Source organism: Paenibacillus sp. J31P316 (genome assembly GCF_056269105.1).
Genome location: NZ_JBWDNI010000021.1, coordinates 64,230 through 88,098 on the forward strand (window position 1 = coordinate 64,230; position 23,869 = coordinate 88,098).

Annotated in this window: 17 protein-coding genes; all 17 read right to left on the reverse strand. The window is 55.1% G+C overall.

The features are described 5' to 3' along the window. Positions 1–135: 135 nt before the first annotated feature. A complete protein-coding gene (locus AC0YNU_RS30255) occupies positions 136–1,173 on the reverse strand; it encodes an ABC transporter substrate-binding protein (protein ID WP_475763302.1) in 1,038 nt (345 codons plus the stop codon). 126 nt (positions 1,174–1,299) lie between these two features. Then, positions 1,300–2,133: a helix-turn-helix domain-containing protein gene (locus tag AC0YNU_RS30260; RefSeq protein ID WP_475763304.1), complete on the reverse strand. Its 834-nt coding sequence runs from the start codon at positions 2,131–2,133 to the stop codon at positions 1,300–1,302. Between the two features lie 275 nt (positions 2,134–2,408). Continuing rightward, complete coding sequence (locus AC0YNU_RS30265) at positions 2,409–3,854, reverse strand: L-arabinose isomerase family protein (RefSeq protein ID WP_475763306.1); 1,446 nt, start codon at positions 3,852–3,854, stop codon at positions 2,409–2,411. Positions 3,855–3,948: 94 nt separating this feature from the next. Continuing rightward, positions 3,949–5,559, reverse strand: a complete 1,611-nt coding sequence (locus tag AC0YNU_RS30270; protein WP_475763308.1) for an ABC transporter substrate-binding protein — start codon at positions 5,557–5,559, stop codon at positions 3,949–3,951. Between the two features lie 78 nt (positions 5,560–5,637). Continuing rightward, positions 5,638–6,546 (reverse strand): carbohydrate ABC transporter permease, encoded by a 909-nt coding sequence (locus tag AC0YNU_RS30275; RefSeq protein WP_475763310.1) that lies wholly within the window; start codon positions 6,544–6,546, stop codon positions 5,638–5,640. An 11-nt stretch (positions 6,547–6,557) separates the two neighbouring features. Next, a complete protein-coding gene (locus tag AC0YNU_RS30280; RefSeq protein ID WP_475763312.1) occupies positions 6,558–7,460 on the reverse strand; it encodes an ABC transporter permease in 903 nt (300 codons plus the stop codon). Between the two features lie 179 nt (positions 7,461–7,639). After that, the gene (locus AC0YNU_RS30285) at positions 7,640–9,979 is read right to left on the reverse strand and encodes a helix-turn-helix domain-containing protein (RefSeq protein ID WP_475763314.1); all 2,340 of its coding nucleotides are present in this window, start codon (positions 9,977–9,979) and stop codon (positions 7,640–7,642) included. Between the two features lie 122 nt (positions 9,980–10,101). Then, positions 10,102–10,875: a sugar phosphate isomerase/epimerase family protein gene (locus AC0YNU_RS30290; protein WP_475763316.1), complete on the reverse strand. Its 774-nt coding sequence runs from the start codon at positions 10,873–10,875 to the stop codon at positions 10,102–10,104. A gap of 17 nt (positions 10,876–10,892) precedes the next feature. Next, positions 10,893–13,361, reverse strand: coding sequence for a hypothetical protein (locus AC0YNU_RS30295; RefSeq protein ID WP_475763318.1), 2,469 nt, complete (start codon positions 13,359–13,361; stop codon positions 10,893–10,895). Then, a complete protein-coding gene (locus AC0YNU_RS30300) occupies positions 13,358–14,503 on the reverse strand; it encodes an SGNH/GDSL hydrolase family protein (RefSeq protein WP_475763320.1) in 1,146 nt (381 codons plus the stop codon). Before AC0YNU_RS30300 ends, AC0YNU_RS30295 begins: the two co-directional genes overlap by 4 nt. A 12-nt stretch (positions 14,504–14,515) precedes the next feature. After that, positions 14,516–15,586, reverse strand: a complete 1,071-nt coding sequence (locus AC0YNU_RS30305; protein WP_475763322.1) for a Gfo/Idh/MocA family protein — start codon at positions 15,584–15,586, stop codon at positions 14,516–14,518. A gap of 407 nt (positions 15,587–15,993) precedes the next feature. Further along, positions 15,994–17,826 (reverse strand): glutamine--fructose-6-phosphate transaminase (isomerizing), encoded by a 1,833-nt coding sequence (gene glmS, locus AC0YNU_RS30310; RefSeq protein ID WP_475763324.1) that lies wholly within the window; start codon positions 17,824–17,826, stop codon positions 15,994–15,996. A gap of 735 nt (positions 17,827–18,561) precedes the next feature. After that, positions 18,562–19,908: a phosphoglucosamine mutase gene (glmM, locus tag AC0YNU_RS30315; RefSeq protein WP_475763326.1), complete on the reverse strand. Its 1,347-nt coding sequence runs from the start codon at positions 19,906–19,908 to the stop codon at positions 18,562–18,564. A gap of 20 nt (positions 19,909–19,928) precedes the next feature. Beyond that, on the reverse strand, positions 19,929–21,407 hold the full coding sequence (locus AC0YNU_RS30320; RefSeq protein ID WP_475763328.1) for a CdaR family protein: 1,479 nt from the start codon (positions 21,405–21,407) through the stop codon (positions 19,929–19,931). Next, positions 21,400–22,242, reverse strand: a complete 843-nt coding sequence (cdaA, locus tag AC0YNU_RS30325; RefSeq protein ID WP_475763330.1) for a diadenylate cyclase CdaA — start codon at positions 22,240–22,242, stop codon at positions 21,400–21,402. The genes AC0YNU_RS30320 and cdaA overlap by 8 nt, the downstream gene beginning before the upstream one ends. Positions 22,243–22,379: 137 nt before the next feature. Continuing rightward, positions 22,380–23,009 (reverse strand): zf-HC2 domain-containing protein, encoded by a 630-nt coding sequence (locus AC0YNU_RS30330; RefSeq protein ID WP_475763332.1) that lies wholly within the window; start codon positions 23,007–23,009, stop codon positions 22,380–22,382. A gap of 129 nt (positions 23,010–23,138) precedes the next feature. Further along, positions 23,139–23,705 (reverse strand): RNA polymerase sigma factor SigW, encoded by a 567-nt coding sequence (gene sigW / locus AC0YNU_RS30335; protein ID WP_475763334.1) that lies wholly within the window; start codon positions 23,703–23,705, stop codon positions 23,139–23,141. Positions 23,706–23,869 lie beyond the last annotated feature (164 nt).

Sequence of the window (23,869 nt, forward strand, 5' to 3'; positions counted from 1 at the left end):
GATTGTCAACATCACGTGGATACATGAGCGCCACTTATTGCGGAGTCATCGATCAATAAAGGGGCCAGGTGAAGGCGAAAACGCCCCTGTTTTCGCGCGGCGATTGCGGAAAATAGGGGCGCTGCTTGTATCCGATTATTTCTCTTCCAGCGCCTTCACGATTTCGTCGACGCCGTATGCCTTGCCGATCGGACCGAATCCGAAAGCAAGTTCACCGTTAATCGGGTACGCGTGAGCATTCTCGACCGCTTGCAGCTTCTTCCAGACCCCGGTTGTTTCCCACTCGTCCGTCAAAGCGGGAATCGTCTTGTCGCTATAGTTGAAGTAACCAAGAAACAGATGATCAGGATTCAAATTGCTTAAGCCCTCGAGCGACAATTCCGCGCCTTCTCCTTTCGCTTCCGGAGGGGGAGTCAATCCGAGCGCGTCGTAGTATTGCCCCGTATAGTTCGTGCCTTGCAGCCAGACCGTCTTATCCCGCACTTGAACGAAGGCGACGTTTCCTTTGACGTTCGCGAGTTTCTCTTTCGCCGCCGTCACCTTTGCTTCGAAATCCGCGATGTATTTGGCCGCCACGTCTTCTTGGCCGAGCAGCTCGCCGAATTTCGTCATCACGCCTTGCCAATCCGTCCATACGTCGGTCTTTTTTTCGTCAATGACGTAGGTCGTCGCAATCTTCGGCAGCTGGTCCAAAATTTCCGCGTTCGTGTCCGTTCCCGCGATGATCAAATCCGGCGCGTACGCGAGTAAGGCTTCCAGGTTGACCGTCGTGTTCTCGCCGACGATCTTCAATTCGCCGATTTTGTCGACGTACGGCTTGTAGAGCTCCGAATGGATCGCCGATTGCTTATCGGTGAACGGCAGCGCCAGCGCGATCGAGGGCAAATCGAATGTAATCAGGTCATCGGCGAGTCCCCAATGTACGAGCGCCACTCTTTGCGGTTTCGACTTAATCGTGACTTCTCCGTTCGCATCGGTTACCGTTCTCGGAAACACGGCTTCCGCGCTCGCGGATTCGTTCGCGGGCTCGCTGGACGAATCGTCCGCCGATTGAGACGCTTCCGCGTCTGCTCCGTTCGCTGGGCTCGTCCCTTCGTTCGAGGCATCGTTATTCGAGCAAGCGCCCAGCAGGAACATCAACCCGATCAACGCGACCAATAGGATAGTTTTCATTTTGATACTTCTAATCATAGCGCGATTCTTCCCCTTCTACTCTGCAAAGTTTCGATAACGATAATCATTGTCAATGAGTAGAATAGCATTCGCCAGAGTATCGCGCAAATGGACAATTTCCCGTTGTCAGGATGGACTTTTTCGGCTTGCGTGCGATTTGGCAGCGTTCGGGGACAGGCCTAGATGCTTCTTGTACAGCCTGCTGAAGTAATACGCATCCGTGTAACCGACGCTGCGCGCCACTTCGCTGACCGAGAAAAGCGTCGTCTCCAGCAACTGGCTGGCGCGGTTCATCCGGTAGCTGATCAAGTATTGAATCGGGCCAATACCTGTGTATTTGCGGAATAAATGGGAGAAATATTTCGGTTTCATCCCGTAGCGCTCCGCCAAGCTCTCGAGCGTGACCGGTTCCATGTAATTGTCGCGCAAATATTGCATGGCCAACTCCATCGTCTGGGAGCTGTCCTTGTTGACTTCGTAACGTTCGGACGAGAGCGACTTGCCTACCAGCCGGTAGAATAGCGTCCGCTTTTCCATGATGGACAGATTGTCCGGCTCGTCGGCGATGCGCTGCAATTGTTGAATGAGCTGCAGGAGCGGCGGGTCGATATCCAGTCTCAGCTCGTTGACCGACGTCATGCGCAGCTTCAGATTCGGGTCGTAGGATATCGGAAGAAAGTGGACGAGAAAATATTCGAAAACCGCCGATTGCACGTTGATTTCGAGCCGCATGTTCATCCCGCCCAAGAGGACAATGCCGGGCTCAAGTATATACGTGGTACCATCGATGATGAACATCGCTTTGCCGGCGAGAGGGATGAGCAGCGCGCATTTTTTCGTAGGCTCGTCACGGTGTCCCCGGTGTTCCCCCAATTCCAGCATTGTCTTATAGACGCCGAATACTTCGATCGGAACGCGCACGAACTCCGCCGCCAATTCGTCGAAATGGATTTTCTTCATGCCGCTTCCCTCCCTTACATGTTGCGTGACAGTTGCAGCTCATTCCTAACGCTTTCCAAAATCAAATAAATGAAGACTTCTGCCGACCGTCCCGACTAAAAGCAGTTCGTTCATTCTTAGCTTAATTGCTTCCGCTTATTTCATCAAGCTACGCAAGAGCATATTCACCGTGCAGGCCCGCCCTGCCCCTAATCAATACGGTCTTGCTGCTCGTAATACAGAGAAGGCGAAGCAGTTATTCTGCTTCGCCTTCTCCTGCATAGGGACATTTAGCATCAGACCGTCTCCAGCTCCATGCCGAGCACCTTGGACAATCGCTTGATTTGAGTGCCTACGTGACCGACGCCGAGCGCAAAGTGATGCGTCGGACCGGCGGCGCACCATCTCTCGATGAAGTCGGCGACGCCGCAATCGAAGCTGCAGCGCGTATTCGTGTTGCCGGTCTGCGGAATCTCGCCTTTGATCGATTCGCCTTCGGCGGCGATCATCTTGTATCGGCCGTCCGCGGTCTGGGAAATGCCGAGCAAGGTAACCGGACCGGCTTGAATGCTGAATTCCACGCCGATGCCGGAGCCCCTCTTGCCATGGAACAGATCCAACCCCCGAATGACCGGTCGGCTGTCGCTGATCTTGACGTTATGCGGACCGTCGTGTCCGACGAGCACGATCTCGTCCACGAAATCGCACGGATGTAGCTCGGCGAAGGAGCCGCCGGCCTCCAACCGATCCATGACCAGCATCGCCGCGCAAGTCTTGAGATCCGCCTCTCCCGCGAGCGGGATTCCCTTGCCGGTGAGCAGCGAATTGCCGAGCACCATGTTCGAGCCGATTCTTTCGTATTCGTTGTTGTCCAATCCGCGATAGTAATAGGCAAGTCCGGTCAATCCGTTCTCGGCGACCAGCTTGTCGAGTCCGACGGCCACCTTGGCCGACCATTCCAAGTCCTCCTGCATGATCGGTCTCGTAATCGGATCGATGAACGGATCGGCGATCGTGAATACGCTCATGATCTCTTCGATCTTGTCCGCGATTTCATTCGGATTCGCATCGTTCACCAGCTTGGCGAGGTCGCACATCTCCAGCATCTGGACGTGGGAGCCGAACGCCGCCGTGAACGCGGTAGGATCGGAATTCATATCGTACATGCCTTCGTACGTATGGCCCAAATATCCGATCCGAGCGTACTTGAACGCCCGCCTAGCGTTCGCCACCTGGCACCACATCTTCAACTCGCCGGCGATCCGGGGATCGTCGCGGAGCGTCCCCACGATCATGCCCGCCGCGGGCTTGCCGGCACGCACGAGCACGCCGCTGATCTCCGGCAGCGAGCAAATGTTATCGTTAGCCAACTGCATATAGGTCGTCGTATTCCGGTAGTCCAACCGTTTGAGCGGCTGCAAGGCGACCAACACGGTGGGGACTCCGAGATTCAATATGGCCGTCGCCGCGGATGACGAGGTAACGTAAGTGCTGAGATTGACGAATAAGAAGTCGACGTCCTGCGCTCTCAGCCGGGCCGCGGCCGCGAACGACCGGTCCAGATTATCGACGAATCCCGCCGACACGACCTCGACGTCGCAGCCGATCAGCATTCGCTCGAACTCGCGACCGTATTCCTCCAGTTCCTCCCGCAGCCCCGGGAATTGTCCCCAATACGGCTCGTGTCCCACCGTGATGACGCCGATGCGGGCTTTGGCTCTTGCAAACGCCGCTATACTCATTTCCGCTTCCACCTTTATACAGAATTATGAACGTTTGAATACAAACGGCGGCCCTACTACCCGTAGAAGAGCCGCCGTTATCGGTTCGATCGGATTAACTGTTGTCCGCTTTCCAAGCGTCGAATTGCTTCTGGGCTTCCGCCAGAATTTTATCCATGCCCGCTTCGTCCAGCCGCTTCTGCAGGTCCGTGTAATAGTTCTCGAAATCGGGCATCGAGCCCGTCGTCAGAATCGGATTCGATTCCTTCTGAATGGCGCTCACTTGCGCGATCTCGTTCTTCACCGGCTCGGGATTGAAGATGAAGCCGAGTATGCCGGATGCTTTGCCGTTATCGTTGTTTTTGCGCATCTCTTCCAGGGCGGCCGTGGAGTTCCAATTGGAATCCCATTGATCCCACAACGGTCCAAGCCAGTTGTGCCAGATCGCCCATGTTTGCTCCGAACCGCTCTTCGCTTCGATGGTCGGATTATCATCTTGCGTCGTGCCCGATTTGACGGTATAGTTTTTGCCTTCCACCCCGTAAGCCAGCGTATTCAGCAAGTACTTGTCGCCCCAGATCAGGTTAAGCAGCATCATCGCTCTTTCCGGATTTTTGGAGGTGGCGCTGATTGCCGAAGCGGCGGCCGTCATCGAGTTGGTCGAGATCGTCGGGTATCCGTACAGCGTCTCAACCGTAGGGAAGCCGTAAGTTGCCGTAGATTTCGAACCGTCTTCGGTGTATCCGCCCGAATCGCGCATAACGGCGTATTTGCCCGACTTGGCCTCGGCCAGGTAGTCCGTCTTGATGGCCGCGTCCTTGGCGATGTAACCCTTCTTGTAGAAATCGTTTAGCGTTCTGTAATTTTCCTTGTTCTGCGGGACGTCCAGAATCTTGACGATCTTCCCGTCTTGCTCGCTGTAGGAAATACCCGGCGTAACCGTCGTGTAGTCTAACAACGAAACGCCGGAAGCCGTCCCGTTGGCCGTCGCCAGAAGCGGAATCATCTCGGGCTCGTTCTTCTTGATTTCGGCCAGGAACGGCTCGAGATCCTTGACGTTCTTGACGCTCTTATAATCGAAGGCGTACTTCTCGACCGTATCCTTCTTGAAGACGTGCGCGCTTCCCGGCGTATACGGCGTCTGCGCCGGAATCGCCATGATCTTGCCTTTGTACGTGACGGCTTTCCACGCGCGGGGGTCGACCTTCGCGAGAATGTTCTGGCCGTACTTCTTGAGCAGGTCGTCCAGCGGCATCAAGGCGCCCTTCTCGACGTTGTCGCTGATCCGATTGGACGAGAAGGTCGTGAAGACGATATCGTAAGGCTCGCCCGCCGCGGAGATCAGCTTCATCTTGTCTTCCCAGCCGGCATTGTCGATGAGGTTAAGGTGCAGCTCGGCGTTCAATTTCTCCTTGATGATCTTGTTCGCTTCCGCCTCGACCGCATCCTGATCCTTCATGTTGTCGATCGGCTTCGGCATGTACCAGCTAAGCTTGACGAAATCCTTCGTCTCGCTGCCGGCATCTTCCGGAGAAGCGTTCTTCGATGGTTCGTTGGACGTTTGCGATGGTTCGGTACTTCCGTTCGTGCCTGAAGACGCGTTCTCGTTCTTCGAATTCGAATTCGAATTCGAATTGCAACCGCTTAAGATGACCATTGCTGCTAGCATGGCGGACGTTCCTGACAAGAGCCACTTCTTCGATGCCGGATTCTTTGCACGATTCACTTGGATTGCCTCCCTTTTTTATTTGCGTTTCATCTATAATCAGCATCCATAAGCCGTTAAGTCTTATGGTGTTAATTATCAACCTTTAACCGAGCCGACCGTCAAGCCTTGCACGAAATATTTCTGGAACAGCGGGAAGACGAGCAGCATGGGACCGGCGGCCAGAATGCACATCGCCATTCGCGCGCTTAGGGAAGGAACGAGCATGCCCGGCTTCACCAGCCCGTATTCGATGGCCTCCGCCGAATTCAAGTACTCCATGTTCTTCAGGACGCGAATGAGCAAATACTGAAGCTTCATCAGGTTGTCGTGATCGACGTAGAGCAAAGTCAGCCACCAGTCGTTCCAATACTGCAAGGCGAAGAACAAGCCCAACGTCGCCAGTGCCGGCTTCGATATCGGAAGGACGATGCGCGTGAATATTCGCAGCTCTCCGGCTCCGTCGATTTTGGCCGACTCGATGACCGCTTCCGGAATCGTCTGCAGGAAACCCTTCATCAGCATGACGAACCAACCGCTGATCAGGTATGGAAGAATGAGCGCAAGCATCGTGTTTTTCAAGCCCAGCCACTTGACCATCAGAATATAGGAAGGAACCATCCCGCCGTGGAATAGCATCGTGAAGAACACGAAGAAGGCGAGGAAGGACCGGAAGCGATAATCCTTGCGGGAGATCGCATACGCATAGGAGGTCGTCACCCACATGCCGACGATCGAACCGATCAAGGTCGTCGCGATCGTCACGAAGTACGATTGAAGCAACGTCCCGGGGCTGTGCAGAATGACGCGGTATGCATCCCACGTGAAGTGCTTCGGCACGATGGAATACCCGAATTTCACGATGTCGTTCTCGTTTTGGACGGATGTCCCGATGATGACCAGGAACGGGAATACGCAGGCGATGCACAACGCTACGAATACGAGATGGATGGCCAGCTTTCCGACGGGCAGCGGTTTTTTTGCGATTGTCGTTGCGTTATTTTTCATGGTTGCGCCCCTTAGAAGAGAGAGTTTTCCGGATTGATTTTCTTGACGATCGTGTTCGTTATGAGAACGAGGCAGAAGCCGACGATCGATTGGAAGAACCCGGCCGCCGAAGCCATCCCGATATCGCCCAAGTCAATCAGCGAGCGGTAGACGAAGGTGTCGATGACGTCCGTCGTCCTATAGAGCAGCGAAGAGTTCAGCGTTACGTTATAGAACAATCCGAAATCGCTGTAACAGATGCTTCCGATCTGAAGGATGACGAGCATGATAATGATCGGTTTGATCATCGGCACCGAGATCGAGAACGCCTGACGCGCTTTGCTGGCTCCGTCGATCTTGGCGGCATCGTAATATTCCGAATCGATGCCCATGAGCGCCGCGTAATAGATGACCGAGCTGTAACCCAGACCCTTCCACACCGCCACGATTACGATAATATAAGGCCAGTATTTCGGATCGCTGTACCACATGATCGGCTCTTGGCCAAGCGAAACCAACAAGCGGTTAATGACGCCGTATTCCATATCGAAGAGCGATCGGAACGCGAATCCGGCCACGACCCAAGAGATGAAGTACGGAATGAACAGAATCGTCTGATACGCTTTCACGAATCGCCGGCTGAGCTCGTATAGAAGTAACGCGATGATGACCGAAAGGGTCGTGCCGATCGCGATGAAAGCGATGTTGTAGAGAATCGTATTCCGCAGTACCCGATAGAGCGCGTCCCCGTGGAAGAGGTACCCGAAGTTGTCTAACCCGACCCAAGGGCTGTTCCATATGCCAAGGTTGTAGCGGTACGTCTTGAAGGGCAACAGCAGCCCGTAGAGCGGCACGTAATTGAAAATAATGATGAGTATGAATCCCGGCAGCGCCAGCATCGACAATCCGGCGTTCTTCTTGATGATCCTGATCATGCGTCCTGCACTTCCTTTTCTCGGTTGTTTCGTCTTACCCCAACTTTAGGCGCGAACGGCGCGGCTGTATATTTTAAATCCGGTCGTTTCCTTCAAAAAACCGCTGCCGACGCCTCGAATCGGAGCCTAAACGCAAAAACAGAGCCCGGCGGTTATCGCCGAAGCTCTGCTATGACGCCTTATATGAATTTGTTCACGTTCCTTTGCAGCGCGTATTCCTTCGGGGTTACCTTGAACTTCTTCTTGAACAGGCTGAAAAAGTACGTTTCGTTCGTGAATCCCACCTTCTGAACGACCTCGTAGACGCTTAGATCCTCCTCGATCAGGAGCTCCGCCGCCTTGGTCAGCCGCACGCCGTTGATAAGATCCGGAATCGATTGATTCGTCGCCTGCTTGTAGATCTTGCTTAGGTTGCGGGAAGATATCTTCATCATGGCCGCGATCGAAGGAAGGCTTAAGGACAAGTCCTGATAATGCTTATGAATATATTCCGTGACCGCGTCTACGACAAAATAGTTCAGCGTATCCGTATTCTCGGCCGTCTCCTTATTGATCGAATCCTGCAAGCCGCCCCTGATGATTCGATGGATCTCGGCCATCGTCTCCTTCTCCAGAATGTGACGGCCGATCGAGGCGATCTGGAGCGAGGGCGCCGGAGGTATCTTCGCTTCGTCCAACGCTTCGATCGCCGTATCGACCAGTCTGATGATCGAGACCAAAGCATTGTGGTAATTGAGCGTCTCCATTTCCCCGAACAGATTCGCCAGCACTTCCTTCATGGCGGCGACGTTGCCCGATTTGATCGTCTCCACGAACCATTCTTCCAATTCTTTGGGATAGCCGGACTTCTTGCTCTCGGCATTCTTGCGAATTCGCGCCTGGGTAATGACGGAGCCGTGGCCGAGCTGAAGCCGGTACATCGACTGATCCAACGTTTGGCTATACAGGGCGTGCAGCTCGCTCATTTCTTCGGACTTGCCGCTGATCGAAGCCGTGAAGGTGACCTTGAACAATCGGGAGAAGTTAGCCTGCGCTTCCGCGAGCAGCTCGGCGAGTTTCGATTCGTGGACATCGTCCTGGTCCGGAACGCTTACGATCAGCAGCACATGGTCTTCCTTCATGTCGATTCCTTCGTTCGGATACGATCTCGCCACGGACTCCGCTGCGATATTAAGCATGGCGAACCGGAACATTTCCTTATCCCTGGCGTTGAACGCTTGCAGGAATTCCTTGTAATTATCGATTCGGAGCAAACATACCGCATGCGAACCCCGGGGATTCAATGAAATTCTCATCTCTTTGAATAGGGCGGCAAGCTCTTCCCGCGAAATCGAGAATCGCTCGTCGAGCAACCGGCTCAGCCAATAATGCCTCATTCTATCCTTGTTGTCGTGCTTCTCTTTATAGAACGACTCGAGCTCTTCCATCGACTGCCGATAGACGGCGTTCAAATACGAGATTTCGTCGACGGTCTCGTCGTCCCCCGCTCCGCGCGGACGGTCTCGCCTGACCGCGTTCACGAGGTTGCCGAATGGCCGATAGATCCTGCGGGAGATGAGAATCGAGACAATAAGGGCGAAGAGCAGGGTAATCAGCGTAATGATGATAATGCTCACGCGCAGGCTCGCGATAGATCTATACACTTCAAGAACCGGCTGCGTCTTCAATAAGGTCATTCCGGCGCTCTCGACGCTGGAGTAAGTGACCAGATAAGAGGTTCCTCCGTGCTTGCTCTGGAAGAAACCGTCCGTATCTCCGTTCGGATGCGAAGCTTTGTAGGCCGAGAAATCGGCTTTCAACCATTGCATCATCTTGTTGTCGGCCGAGCCGTCAGCTAGATACTCCCCGGATTGGTCCAAGAGAAAGATATTGTCGCCCTTGCGTTTGTCGATCATATTAATCTGCCGGATGTTGTCCAGCAGCCATTCCGCCCTGACGTTGATCACGATAACGCCGTCGGGCTTAAGATCGTCCGCGGAGGTCTCGTACATCAGATAGGAGAAGACGTTCTCGGGTTGGGACTCCCTGTTCACCAGCTTCCGGATGTCGCGGAAGATCGGCTTCATCTTCGGGGGCGGCTGCTTTTCCGATTTGTATAGCGCGTCTACGAGCTGGTCCTCGAAGAATAAGGGACTTCCCGCGTTGTAAGTCTGGTCCAAGTTGCGATTGTAGATCGTTAGGGAATGAATGTAGGGATTGGTCGACGTGATGGAACTGGTCACCTTATTCAGCCGATTGGCCACGTCGACCATATTCTCTTGCTTCGCGTACATCACCGCGTCCACGTCGCTGTTTAGATAGAGCGTCTTGCATAGGCTGCTGATCGCGTCGTCCATGAACGCCATATTGTATTTCACCTGGTACAGGATCTTCTGGTTGGAGGCATATTCGTTCTTCACGAGCAGCTTCTGCGTGTTGAGGTAGACGACCACCGACAGCGCGATGATCATGAGCAGAATCGCGATGCTGATCCAGAGAACCATTTTGACGTAATACGCTTTGACCCCGAATCGCTTCATGCGGTCGTCCTCCCCTTATCCTGAACAATGCCGAAGAGACTGGCATCCGCCAGTCCCTCTTGCAATCTTATCTTCTCTTAACTTCTCTTAACTTCTATTAACTTCTCTTAACTTCTCTTAACTTATCGGGTTCCCGCTTCTAGTCGGTCGGCCAGCGCATGCAAATTGCCCAAGCTGATCCTCACGCTGTCCAGCGCGTTTCCCTCGCATAGATCCTGTTCCACGACGTACCAATCCACGCCGTTCCGTTCTCCCCATAGAAGCAGAGGCTCGAATGCGATGATTCCGGTGCCGATCTCGGCATAGGTTCGGCGCTCGTCGCCCGTCATATCCTTCAGGTGCATCGTCGGCATTCGTCCTCCGTACGGCTCCAGGAAGGAAGCCGGATCGTAGCCTGCTTTCGTCAACCAGTATACATCAATTTCCGCGAGTATGGCATTATCTGGCGTCGGATCGATGAGATACCTCAGAGCGTCTTGGCCCCCGACGTTCGTATCGAACTCGAACGCATGGTTGTGGAAGCCGACCGTGAAGCCTTCGGAACCCATCTCCGCCGCCGCCGCGTTCAGTTCCTCCCGCAATTTGACGTAGCCCTGTTCGTTGCGCCATTCGTGAGGTACCGACGGACAGATCAGACGCGTCGTGCCGAGCAGCCTTGCTTCCTCCTTGATGCCTTGCGCATCCGTTCGCAGTCGCTCGACGGAGACATGCATGGCGGCCGTCTTTAATCCCGCTTCCGCCAGTACCTCGCCGATCTCTTCCGCCGAGTATCCGTGAAGCCCGGCCGTCTCCACGCCGGCCCACCCCATGCTGCCGAGCGTTCTCAGCGTTGCCGGAAAGTCCAGCTCGCATTCCTTGCGCAGCGTGTATAATTGAACGGCGAATTTGCGCCTCAATTCGCTTCCTCCTCGCATCACCAAGTAACCTCCATCTCCCCGCTTACATGCGGGATAACCAATTTATCGCCTGATATGCAGCCCTGAAGGTCCAGATAGACGTGATCGGCCTTGACCTCGACGCTTCCCGCGGCAAGACTCGCTAGCGGCGGATATATCGTCACAGTAGCCTCGCGCAAACCTGTGACGTGGAGGAAACGAACCGAATTCTTCCTCGCCGTAGGGACCGGCATGTATTCCCGGCAGAAGACGGTCGTCGTCTCTTGCTGATCGACGAAGATGCGGCACTCGTCGTGGAAAGTACGATCGAACGAATAAGCGGCGTTCCCTTGTCCGGCCCCGATCGTCTGGCCCGTAAAGACCGGAACTCCGTCCGGGAAGCGCATGCGGAGCGATACCGAAGTATCCTGCCGGCAGCCCGTGAAGATGAACCCGTTGTTGCGGCGCGAGACGAACAACAGAGCGGGCTTGCTCGCCTCTTCCGGCTTCGTCTGACGGAGATTGTATCCGAATTCCGCGAGGAGCTGCCGGGCGAGAAGCGAGAGGTCAGAGAAAGCTTCGGCTTGCCGGACGGGAAGCTGGGTAACGGTGCCTCCCTCGAACGGCAGGGAACCCCGTACCCAACCGACTTTGCCGCCGTTCCACTCCGGCAACTCCCGGGTCAAGGCGAGGATTCGAACCTCGTCTTCCCGGGCGGATGCCGCCGTCGCGCATACTTTCGTGGCCCGATCGTCTCTGTCGTTCAGAACCTCGTTAAGCGCTCCTCCTCCAATTAGGGAATCGTGCTTGAATATTTTCGATGTCGAAGCTTCTTCTTCCAGGTCCAGTAACGTGTCGGTCAACATCATATGATTTAGCGTCAGCTCGCCTTCGAGACCGCGATCCTGCCGGATGTTGAGCAGCTCCAGCCACCGCGAATCGGTTACCGCCCCGTAGATGATCGCCTTGCCCCCTTCCCGGACGAACGCGGCCAGAAGCCGACCGTTCTCGCCCGTTAACCCGGAAGCCGGGGCGAAGACGATCGTATCCCGCAGCTTGGTCTTCGCTTCGGTCGTCATCGCCGCGAATTCATCCGTGCTGAGCACGGTATTGAGAGGCAAACCCTGATTGATCGCATTCCGTACGAACCACTCTTCGAAGAAGACCGTCTTCGATTCGTTCGCCGATTCCGCAACCGCCGCGTTGTATTCCGTGAACGGATAGAGCCAGGTCAGAATACCGGTCTGATCGGGAAAGTCTTGGATCGCCCGGCGAAGATGGGGAATGACTTCCGCGGGACAATCCGCGTTTAATTCGCCCTTCTCCGTATCGATCGTCAGCAGCTCGATAATGCCCGGATTCTGCAGCTCGCCTTCGCTATTCATGCGAGCGACCGTCAACGGGCAATAGATGTCGTGCGGTTCCCGATCGTAGAGATCCCACCACGGATTTTGCCAGAACCAAGGATCGTTCGGATAGAAGCGATACGGATACGTCTCGCCCGGCAGAACCGCGATTCTGGACATGTGCGACGCGATTTCCAGACCGAAGTCGAAGTTGAGCGCTCCCCACGGCGAGTTCGGCGGCGGGTACGCGATGTATTTTCTTCTGTACAGCTCGGCCAGCGGTATGAAGTCCTTCGCCAGATCCATCCCCGTCCCGAAGTTCGTGCCGCGCACCTCCGTGCGAAAATCCGGGCATTCCCGTTTGAAGTGCTCCCAGAACGACAGAATTCTGCCCGTCAGTTCCTCGTAATCCGCCAGCGGCAAAGCCGTCCCGTCGTAATTCGCTCCCAGGTACGTCCAAGGGAAGTAGGAAAAGCCGAACCCGTTCGAGAACCAGATATAATCAAAGCCGAGCTCCGGAAGAAAGCTTGCGCATTGCCTGCCCAGATATTCGCCGAACGGCGTCCCTTCGGGTATTCCTTCCGGATAAGCGGCGTAGGCGTTCCGATCTTCGCGCAGCTTCGACCAAATGCAGATCACGTTGTAATCCGCCTTCAGCGCGATTTCTTGGCCCCCGAGCTCGGCATGATTGATCTCCGGATGAAGCTTGTATTTGAAATCGGAATAGGCGAATTCGGGTCCGGCGTCGAACGTGGCGCCAACTTCCATTCGAATGCCGAAGTTCTCGGCGGCGATTCGCTTGAAAGCCCCTACGATGAACCGAAGATCGGCGTAAGTAATCGCGCAAGCATCGGGCCGGTAAAGCTTGGCGGTAAGGGGGGCGTTCGGCTCATGGCCGAATTTATCCTCGTTCGCGAAGCCGATATAGCGCCCCCACTCGAGCTCGCGCTCCCAGTTGCCGTCCCAAGTCAGAATTTCGCTGCCGTCCGCGACCCATAGAAGCATCGAACAGCTATCCGCCATGCCGATCAACGGCAGCCACTGCCGAATCGCTTCTTCGCATTTCGCTTCGATGGCGGAAGGCTCCATGCTCGTAAACGGCTTCAAGCTCATTTCCAACGTGACTCGGTGTAGTCGTGCGTTCGATCGCCCTTGGCTCATTTCCCTTCGTCCCTTCCCGTTGCTTGTTCGATGATGCCTTGCAGCAGCTCCGCAATGACCGGCCGAAGCGCCTTCGCGATGCGATCGTAGCCCAGATCGGAGGGATGTATGCCGTCCGTCGTGCAATCCTGGGGATCATCGCCCAGCAGCAGCGCCCCGTCGACGAAATGCACGTTGCGGTCCCCCGCGGAGCGTTGCCGCCCGACCTCTTCCCGCTGGATCCGCTTGCGCTCTTCCCTTCGGGAAGCTTGCTCGTGGTCGAATGCTTCTCTTGCCAATCGAATTTGCGAGATGACGAGAATCGGAACCTCGGGATGGCGCCGGCGATAGATGCGGATAAATTCGGGCAGAGACTCCCGGAGCCGCTCGGTGCTTGGCGTATTGGCTTCGTAATCCAGAATGAGCAGACCCGGCTCTTCGATCTGGCTAATAATATGCGCGAGCTCAGGCTCCCCTTGCGCATTGCCCGAGAAGCCGAGATTCACGAATTCGAGCGGGAACAAGCGGCTGAGAATATTGGGATAAGCCATGCCTGGCCGGGTCGCGCACGCGCCGTGCGTAATCGACGTTCCGTAGAGAAGCACCTTCTTGCCCACGGGGAATCCCGGAAACGCCACGATCTCCGATGAAGGCTCGGTGCCGACGTGCAGTTCGCTTACACCTTGATATAAAGGGAGGTTCAGCGTGATATCGCGCATCTGCCTCGGGAGGGAATCGAATAGCACGGATTCGTATTCCGCTTGGGTAAAGTCGAAACGCGAGGTGTTGATATACCGCTGATCCCCGATCGCTCCGATATAACAATCCACGCCGCACTGACCCGTAGCCGTCATCTGATACATGCTGTACGGAGCAGCCAGCTTCGCCCTTACGTATAATTTCGTTGAATCCGTCCGGAAACGGACCTGCACGCCGGTCGTAAAATTCGCTAACCGATCCACTTCCGGCCGAATCGAATGGCTGGGGTTCACCGGCAACCTGCGATATACGCCATCTCGCTCCAGCCATGGCAAACCCGTTACGCGCAGCGGCGCTTCAAGCGCCGACAGCCATTTTAAATCCGTTAAACAGTTACCGCCAATCCTTAAATGGTTATCTTCGTGATCGTCCTTTGTTGCTTTACCGTGGTTTGCCCCGCTCATCCCTTCACATCCTTACTTGATGGCATCCATCATCATGGCGCATATACGAAGATCCTGGACGTAGTCCTCCGGCGTCGTCTTGGGAGGCATTCCCGTGGTTGCAACCTCATGAAAATACTCGAGTTCGCAGGTGTACGCGTCCTTGTACGTCGGCCGGATGATCGTCTCCTCAAGCGAGTCGCCGATCGTCTCCCGGATCCGCAGCGTTGTCGGCAACTGCCTTAAGTAAGGCGTATCGTATTGGATAAGCAGCGACTTGCTCTCCCCGAAAACCTCGATATGGGCGTCGAAACGTCCTTGCTGGTCGACTCCGGTCTCGAAGACGGCATCATAACCCTCGAACTGCAGAATGGCGGTTTTGAATCTGCCTCCGCGCGAGGAAGTGACCGCCTTCACGCCTATCGGCACGCCGAGAAGCTCCCGCATGGCGGAGATGTCGTGGCTGTTCAAACCAAGCAAAAGGCCGTAAGCCGCATAGGTCTCGGGAGATTGCTCGCCGATCGCTTCCCTCATAAGACGGGCATTCCTCGCCTTGCGGTCTTGCGCGGCTTCGGCCGGGATATCGTCGAATCGGTACACATGCGTGCCCGATTGGCCGGTGAAGAAAGCGTTCGGGCCTATGATATCCCTGACGCGAGCATAATTGATGGGTCCTAGCGTCTGGACTTCTTCCAGCGCCCGAAGATAAGCAGGAGCGAAGCGCCTCATATAGCCGACCATCACTTGAGCGTTGGAAGCATTCCGCGCCCGGATAATCGCCCCGGCTTCCGCTTCGGTCACGCACATCGGCTTCTCCACGAAGACGTGAACGTTCCTTCGCAACGCGGCCACGGTGCAATCGGTATGGTATTCCATATTGTTTAGGATGAATACCGCGTCCATCTCGGTCTGATCGAGCATCTGCTCGGCGTTCGAATACAAGTTCTTGACCGAGTACTTCTCACCTATCTTCGCGAGCAGCTTCGGCGAAATATCGCACAACGCCACCATCTCGTACAGCTCCGGCAGCGATGCCAGAATAGGCAAATGAATGATCTGGGCGACCTCTCCCACGCCGATAATACCGACCTTCAACTTCGTCATTTCGCGATCCCCTTTAATCGATTTCCTTCGAATACGGCAGGTTGATCCATGCAGAAGACCGACCGGATACCGCCCTCGGCAACTTAAATCTAACTGCCGCATGCGGCAGAGTACACTTCAAATTACGTCGATTTCTTTGATTACCGGCTTTGGGGTTCGGAATGCATCGAATAAATGCAAAAAGCCACTCCACCTTGAGAGGGCGGAATGGCTTAGCTGGATTTCCGTAGACCGAGGGAGGCCTTCGAAAAGTTATATTACCGCGGCTAAAAACAAAAGAGAAACCCATCGCTTTGAAAAAAGCATGGGTTTCTCTAATGAGGCAGCCGTCTACGACGGTAGCCTCCGTCTTTGTGCGATCGAGTTAACTTAGCACTACTAGGTTGTTGTCTTCAGGCGCAACTCCGTTATTCCACCGTCACGCTCTTCGCAAGATTCCGCGGTTTATCCACGTCATTGCCGCGAGCCAGAGACGCGAAGTAAGCAATCAGCTGCAGCGGTACAACGGACAGCGCCGGCGCGAGCAGAGGCAGCGTCTTCGGAATCGCGAACAGCTCGTCGACGGATTTACCGACTTCCTCTTCCTGGCCTTCGTTAACAAGGGCAAGAACATGCGCGCCGCGTGCCTTCACTTCTTTAATGTTGCTAAGCGTTTTCTCGTAGAGATCTTCCTGCGTGATGACCGAGATGACCGGAATGCCTTCCTCGATCAGCGCCAGCGTGCCATGCTTCAGCTCGCCTGCCGCATACGCCTCGGAATGGATGTACGAAATTTCCTTCAGCTTCAGCGAGCCTTCCTGCGCGACGGCAAAGTCGACTCCGCGGCCGATGAAGAACAGGTTATTGTGCTTCGACAGGGATTCCGCTACCTGCTTCAACACTTCCGCGCTCTCCAGGATACGCTCTACTTGCTCCGGCAATTCGCTCATGGCCGCGACGACTTCCGATACATAAGCCGCATCGCGAGTGCCGATCGTTTCCGCCAGGAACAATCCGAGCAGATAAAATGCAATCAGCTGCGACGTATACGCTTTGGTCGAGGCCACGGCGATCTCCGGACCGGCCTGCGTAATCATGACATCGTCTGCTTCGCGGGCAACCGAGCTGCCGACGACGTTCGTGATCGCCAGCACGCGGGCACCGCAGCGTTTTGCTTCGCGCAGCGCGGCTAGCGTATCCGCGGTTTCGCCCGATTGGCTGACGACGATCACAAGCGTATCCGGCGTGATAATCGGCGAGCGGTAACGATATTCCGACGCTACATCCGTCTCAACCGGAATGCGGGCCAGGTTCTCGATGACCGTCTTGCCGACCAGACCAGCGTGGAACGCCGTTCCGCAAGCGACGATATGCACTTTGCGAATTGCACGGATCTGCTCGGCCGTCATGCCGATTTCTTTCAACGCGACGGATTTCCCGTCATCCGTAATACGTCCCATCATCGTGTTGCGGTAGGCTTTCGGCTGCTCGTAAATTTCTTTCAACATAAAATGATCGAATCCGGCTTTTTCCGCCGTTTCCAAATCCCAATCGACATGGAATATTTCCTTGGAAATAAATCCGCCATCGATCGTCATCAATTCGACACTGTTCTTCGTCAGAATCGCCATTTCACCGTCGTTCAGGATATACACGTCGCGTGTATGCTCCAGGATCGCCGGAATGTCGGAACCGATGAAGTTCTCGCCTTTTCCGACGCCGATAACCAGCGGGCTGGCAAAGCGCACCGCCACGAGACGGTCCGGCTCAAACTCGGTCAGAACGCCGAGTGCGAACGCGCCGCGCATCCGTTTCACCGCGCGCTGTACGGCTTTCACGATGTCGCCATCATATTCGTCAGCGACGAGATGCGAGATAACCTCCGTGTCCGTTTCCGATACGAACCGGCAGCCTTTCGCAATCAGCTCATCCTTCAGATCCAGGTAGTTCTCGATAATGCCGTTATGAACGACAGAGAACTTGTGCGTGTTGTCCGTATGCGGATGCGAATTCACGTCCGACGGCTTGCCGTGCGTTGCCCAGCGCGTATGGCCGATGCCGACGGAGCCTTCCAGCGGCTGACCGTCCAGCTTTTCTTCCAAGTTGGCCAGGCGGCCGATCGACTTGCGCACTTCCAGTCCGTTCTTCGTGAACACGGCGATGCCCGCGGAGTCGTATCCGCGGTATTCCAGCTTTTTCAAGCCCTCGATCAAAATATCCTGCGAGTCCCGTTTACCGATATATCCTACAATTCCACACATATGAATAGACCTCCGTTATCGAATGTTTGTCGGCAACGGATGCCTTTGAATACCTGTCAAAGCATGGCGGCACAAGCCGCACTATTCGCCGGCATCGATCCGCAAAGGGTTATAGACAATAAGATATAAAGGGCAGCGCACACGCTCAAAATCAGCGGGCTGCCTAACAGATCTTCATTCTTGAATCCAACCGTCAGAACCCAACAGAAAACAAACAGCTCCTCGAAGCTGTTTTGCCTTTCATCGATCTGACTGCTGTTTCAGCGCAGACGGCTTCCGTTGCCGTCGTTCGCTTTCTTTTCCTATGGAGCATCCTGTCGATCTTTTGTCAGACCAGTCGCCCGGTCTATTTGAGAATCGACTTTCGGTTGAATGCAATACCGGGAGGTCCCCGCCGAAAATTCCGAACACCTCCACCTCGTCAGCTTGCCGTTCATTCAGCCGATTAATGATCCGCATGGCCCGTTCCGAATTGGACCGCTGCAGCAGCTGCATGAAGATGCACAAGCTCTGGCGCTTTGTGATGCTAATAACCCCAACCCTCGCTTTCCTTCTTGAATGTCACTACCTACTATATGCATTTTAGCGTAAACGTGCAACCCAATCTTTAGGTAACCGCTTGCAGTCGCAGTTACAGCCGATCTTTGAAATTCTATCCACCAATATCCCCTTCAGGAGAACAGGCAACCCCGAGCGCACGTTCATGCCTCTAGGATTGCCTGTTGTACCCTACGCTTATTCCGTGCCGATCTCCGTGCGAACCGTATCCACGATCCGTGCCACGTAAGCTTCTACCTCATCCTTCTCCGGTCCTTCCGCCATGACGCGGACCAGCGATTCCGTACCGGAAGGACGCACGAGCACGCGGCCGTTGTCGCCGAGCTCCCGCTCCACGTCGGCGATTACCGCGGCAATGGCCGGATTGCTCTTATACGCATTCTTGTCCGCCACGCGCACGTTGATCAGAACCTGAGGATATTTGCGCATCAGCTTCTTCTGCTCGCCCAGCTTCTTACCGGATGCCACTAGGGTGTCCGTCAATTGCAGCGCGGTCAGGATGCCATCGCCAGTTGTATTATAATCCAGGAAAATAACATGGCCGGATTGCTCCCCGCCCAGATTGAAGCCGCCACGGCGCATTTCTTCCATGACATAGCGGTCGCCTACGGCCGTCTGCGCGGTGTTCAGGCCGATCTTCTGCGCGGCCTTGAAGAAACCGATGTTGCTCATGACCGTCGTCACGACCGTGTCGTTCTTCAGCTTCCCAGCGCGCTTCATCGCGTCGCCGCAGATGCACAGAATATAATCTCCGTCGACTTCTTCGCCGTTCTCGTCGATCGCGATCAGTCGGTCTGCGTCGCCGTCGAATGAAAGTCCCAGATCCGCCCCATGCTTCAAAACCTCTTCGCGCAGATACTCCGGATGTGTCGAACCGACGCCGTCGTTGATATTCAGGCCGTTCGGCTCAGCGCCGACCGTGATCACTTCAGCGCCGAGCTCGCGGAACACCGTCGGCGCAATACTGTGCGCCGAGCCGTTCGCGCAGTCCAGCACGATCTTTAACCCGCTGAAGGAGTTGGAAACCGTTGTCTTCAAGAAGTCCATGAAGACGCGCTTCGCTGTTTCATCCACCGTTACCGTCCCGATATCGCCGCCCTCTGGCCGCGGCAGCTCGTCGATTTCCGCATCCATCAACCGCTCGATCTCGTTCTCCGTTTCGTCGGAGAGCTTGAAGCCGTCGCCGCCGAAGAACTTAATGCCGTTGTCTTCAACCGGATTATGCGAAGCGGAGATCATAACGCCTGCATCTGCGCCCAGTACTCGCGTCAGATACGCGACGGCCGGTGTCGACACGACTCCGATCCGTACGACGCTCGCGCCGATCGAGAGTAGGCCCGCAATAAGCGAAGCCTCCAGCATCGGTCCCGAAATCCGGGTATCCAGTCCAATCACGACTTTCGGCTTATCTGCCTGCCCGGCGAGCACGTAACCGCCGCAGCGTCCGATTTTATAAGCAAGCTCAGGCGTAAGCTCGCGGTTTGCAACACCGCGGACACCGTCTGTCCCAAAATATTTTCCCATGGTTTGTAGTTCCCCTTTGGTTATTGATTTCCGTTCACTGGTTGGTTGTTTTTTGTTGTCTCCGGACTCTCATTGCCGCCCCCGTTGCTCGGCTTCTGCTCGCCGCCAGCATTGGAGTCCGTTCCCGTTCCCGCTGTGCCGGAGGAATCGTTGCTGCTGTTGGTTCCGCCATTCCCGGCTCCTGAATCCGCATCGGGCTCGGTCCCCTGCTGGCCTGTCGCCGGCAGGCTGCCGTCGTCCGGCGTCTCGGTCGTTGCCGGTGCCGTGCCATCCGTAATCGTGACCGTGATGCTCAGCGGCGTGCCGGCCGCTTGCTCAATGAACCGCGGCACGTGCATCGCCAGCGGCACGACGTGGCTGCCCGGCCCTAGGCCGCTCAAATCCGCGACCAGCTGCACGTCCTTCGTGCCGATCTGCGCAAGCATGTTCGGCGCGCCGCTGACCGTAGCATCGACATGGCCATCCGCCGGAAGCGTGATTTGCGCCTTCAGCCCCTCCGATAATCCGATCATCGTAACCGGCAGCTTCGGCAGCACCTTCGTTTCCGCGGATACGATCGTAAAGTCGAACGATACCGTCGCCGGATCTACCGTTGCGATATCTTTTCCGGGTTCGACATTGAGCTCCATCGTACCCGATTGTTTCAATTGCGACAAGTCTATCGTCAATCCGTCATAAAATTCATACTTATCGAGCACGTCCTGCGGTCCATAGATCGTTATCGCATCCACGCTCTGCTTGAACGACGCCACCGCCAGGCCTTCCGGCAGACTTCCCTTGAAGCTGACCTGCAGTGGAAGCTTCTTGAAAGGCTTCGTAATCGGGATTTCCACCTCGACGACGTTAGGACTTATGACGGCATCCGTAAGCTCGTTGCCGTTCTTGTCCAATGCCGTGAGCTTCAATTTCTTGTCGCTGACGGTTTCTTCCTCGCCATCCACGGACACCGTCGCGCCGACGAACGCCACCTCGCTCATCTCGTCCTCCGGTAACGTGACATGCACGCGTCCATTCGGTTTTACGAGCGGCTGACCGAGCTTATAGCCTTTGCCCGGCGTGCCCTCGGCATTGATTTGAACCTCGAACTCCTTCGTCAGGAGCCGTTCCAGCACCACCGTTACATTGCTCGGACGCGCTTCGATGAGCTCGAGTCCCCGTGGCAGATTGACCTTGACGGGCAGCACCATCCGGCCCTCGCTGGCCTTGCTCAGATCGACCGTAACCTGATAATCATTGTTATGCGAAGCAATCAGCAAATCAGACCGTGATCCGCGAACCGTTAAATGCACAACCTCGGGATCGAGCAGCCGCAGCGCGTAATTCTTGTCGTCCATGCCGATCGGCTTGATCTGCACCCCGTCGATATCGCGCGTTTCGGTCAGCGTCGCAACCGTATTCGGCGTTTCCTCGGAATCGAAGTGAACGACCGCCCACATCAGAATGCCGATCAGCAGAGAAATGATTTTGAGTGCCGTGGGATGATTGAGCCATTTATCCATGCTCGTTCCCTCCTTTCCGCTTCCAGAAAGGTATCTTTACGCCGCCTTGCCGCTCGCGCGTCTTGGGCTTCGGATTCAACTCCTCGTACAGCTTCGAAATCAGCGATTCCTCTTTAATGTCGCGAACGATCATCCCGCCGACTGCAAGGGAGATTTGGCCCGTCTCCTCCGACACGATGACCGATACGGCATCGGACACCTCCGTAATCCCGATCGCAGCCCGGTGGCGCGTTCCCAGCTCCTTGCTGATGAACGGATTCTCGGACAAGGGCAGGTAACATCCAGCCGCCTTGATTTGGTTGCCTCCGATGATGACGGCACCGTCGTGCAGCGGCGTATTCGGGATGAAGATATTGATGACCAGCTCCGAGCTGACCATGGATTCCATCCGAATGCCGGACTCCGTATAATCCTGCAGTCCCGTCATCCGTTCAAAAACGATCAATGCCCCGATTTTTCGTTTGGCCATGTAATTCAGCGCCTTAATGATCGCATTGATCCGGTCGCTGATATCCGGGTCGACCACGGAGGTGCGGCTGAACAATTTGCCCCGTCCCAGCTGCTCCAGCGCCCGGCGAAGCTCCGGTTGAAAAATAACGAGCACCGCGAACACGCCGAGCGTGAACATTTGGTTCATCAGCCACTTGAGCGTATAGAGGTCGAACCATGTGCTGATCGCCCACGTCACCACGAGGACGATTATCCCTTTGAAGAGCTGCACGGCCTTCGTGCCGCGAACCAGTATGATGAGTTTATAAATAATATAGCTAACGACGGAAATATCGATAATATCCTTGATTAAGACCGTCCATGTCATATCGTCAAAGTAGTTCATTCGTCAACCCCCAAAGACCTAACGTGCGTCACACATTAATCCTTTTATCGGCATTCTAACCTTATTATTTTCTAGAAACGGGGTTGCAAATCCTCTTTCCTCCACAAAAAAACCTCCCGCGTGAGGGAGGCAGAAAATCAATAGGCCAAACTGCTGATGGAAGTCGTAACTTTGTACCAAAACCAGTCCAGCGCCTGGTCAATCTGCTTCACTTCTCCTGAGATATGTGCAGTGGAGGCTTCGTACAGCGTTCCTGAGATCACCGTAACATCCCCGTCCACTTCGCCGAGTACGTTTGCTTTTCCGTTTTCGACCGTTAGATCGCCTTTGATATGTGCGCCCGCAGGCACGGTAACGGTATCGCCTTGGATGACGACTTCCGCCAAATCAGGTCCCCGAACTGCCAACTCGCTGTCCTGCTGCCACATCGCCAGAAAACTGGAGAACATCACAAGCACGAACACGGCGGCAACCGAGACGGCAGGGTGATTCCGGACCCATCTTGCGAAGCCGGTCCCTGTTCTGCGGCGCTTGACCGGCAGGGCGGACATGATACGCTGTGTCAACTGCGAGGATTGTTCGGCCGTAACGACGAAATGCGTGTCCATCATCCTGTGCGTGAGCGCTTCCGTCTGTTCCAGCTGTTCCATTCGGATGCGGCATGCCGGGCAGGAAGCAAGGTGATCCTTAAGCCCTGCAACATCTTGATGGGGCAGCTCGTCGTCCAAGTAATCATGCATCAACATGATGGCGACGTTGCAATTCATAGCAGCCAGTCCTTTCTTCGTTGTAATTTCACAGTAGTATTCGATACGTATGAATGAAGTAGATGTTTCACTTTTTTATGGAATCCGCAGCTGCCCAAATTTTGGCCCATCGCCGGCAGCCCCGTTTCCCTACAGCTTATGCTCCAACTTCTTCCGAAGAAACTCCCGGCCGCGGTGCACCCTCGTTTTCACGGTCGTGACCGGCATCTCCAGCACGTCCCCGATCTCTTGCAGTGAGAGCTCCTCCAAGTATCGGAGTACCATGACCGATTTGTATTTGGCTGGCAGCGTTGCAATCGCTTGATGGATAATGCGCTGCGTGTCCGACAGGAGCAGCTCGCTCTCAGGCGTCCGGTCATCGCTCGGGATCATCGCATATCCGTCCAACCCTTCATGCTCGCCCGATTCAGCGTCCAGTGAGTACACAGGCTTGCGCTTGCGCAGAAGGTCGATACATAGGTTCGTTGCGATTCGATAAATCCAGGTCGAAAATTTCATCGTTTCGTCGTAACGCTCCAAATTCTTATATACACGCAGGAACACGTCCTGCACGACATCCTCTGCTTCTTGACGGTTGTACAGCATACGGTAAGCCATATGGTAAAGCTTGTCTTGGTAAAGCTCGACGATCTCGGCAAACGCCCGTTGATCGCCTTGCAGTGCCATTCTCGCTAATCTCGCCTCTACTGATATCAATGCGACTCCTCCAAACCCGCCGTATCCAATACACGACGTTTTGATTATACCGTTATGAGCGTGCGGAGGCAATGAATGAGAACGGAAAAGGAAATCAATTGCAGAAAATGCGAACTCATAGTCTGTATAATGCAATCACGAACGCCTATCCACATACTCACAAT

Bases quoted from the DNA above. Each gene is read 5' to 3' on its own strand.
- AC0YNU_RS30285 (WP_475763314.1), bottom strand. From the start codon at position 9,979: ATGAAGCGATTCGGGGTCAAAGCGTATTACGTCAAAATGGTTCTCTGG.
- AC0YNU_RS30275 (WP_475763310.1), bottom strand. From the start codon at position 6,546: ATGAAAAATAACGCAACGACAATCGCAAAAAAACCGCTGCCCGTCGGA.
- AC0YNU_RS30295 (WP_475763318.1), bottom strand. From the start codon at position 13,361: ATGAGCCAAGGGCGATCGAACGCACGACTACACCGAGTCACGTTGGAA.
- AC0YNU_RS30255 (WP_475763302.1), bottom strand. From the start codon at position 1,173: ATGAAAACTATCCTATTGGTCGCGTTGATCGGGTTGATGTTCCTGCTG.
- AC0YNU_RS30280 (WP_475763312.1), bottom strand. From the start codon at position 7,460: ATGATCAGGATCATCAAGAAGAACGCCGGATTGTCGATGCTGGCGCTG.
- AC0YNU_RS30265 (WP_475763306.1), bottom strand. From the start codon at position 3,854: ATGAGTATAGCGGCGTTTGCAAGAGCCAAAGCCCGCATCGGCGTCATC.
- AC0YNU_RS30260 (WP_475763304.1), bottom strand. From the start codon at position 2,133: ATGAAGAAAATCCATTTCGACGAATTGGCGGCGGAGTTCGTGCGCGTT.
- AC0YNU_RS30300 (WP_475763320.1), bottom strand. From the start codon at position 14,503: ATGAGCGGGGCAAACCACGGTAAAGCAACAAAGGACGATCACGAAGAT.
- glmM (WP_475763326.1), bottom strand. From the start codon at position 19,908: ATGGGAAAATATTTTGGGACAGACGGTGTCCGCGGTGTTGCAAACCGC.
- AC0YNU_RS30330 (WP_475763332.1), bottom strand. From the start codon at position 23,009: ATGAATTGCAACGTCGCCATCATGTTGATGCATGATTACTTGGACGAC.
- AC0YNU_RS30305 (WP_475763322.1), bottom strand. From the start codon at position 15,586: ATGACGAAGTTGAAGGTCGGTATTATCGGCGTGGGAGAGGTCGCCCAG.
- glmS (WP_475763324.1), bottom strand. From the start codon at position 17,826: ATGTGTGGAATTGTAGGATATATCGGTAAACGGGACTCGCAGGATATT.
- cdaA (WP_475763330.1), bottom strand. From the start codon at position 22,242: ATGAACTACTTTGACGATATGACATGGACGGTCTTAATCAAGGATATT.
- AC0YNU_RS30320 (WP_475763328.1), bottom strand. From the start codon at position 21,407: ATGGATAAATGGCTCAATCATCCCACGGCACTCAAAATCATTTCTCTG.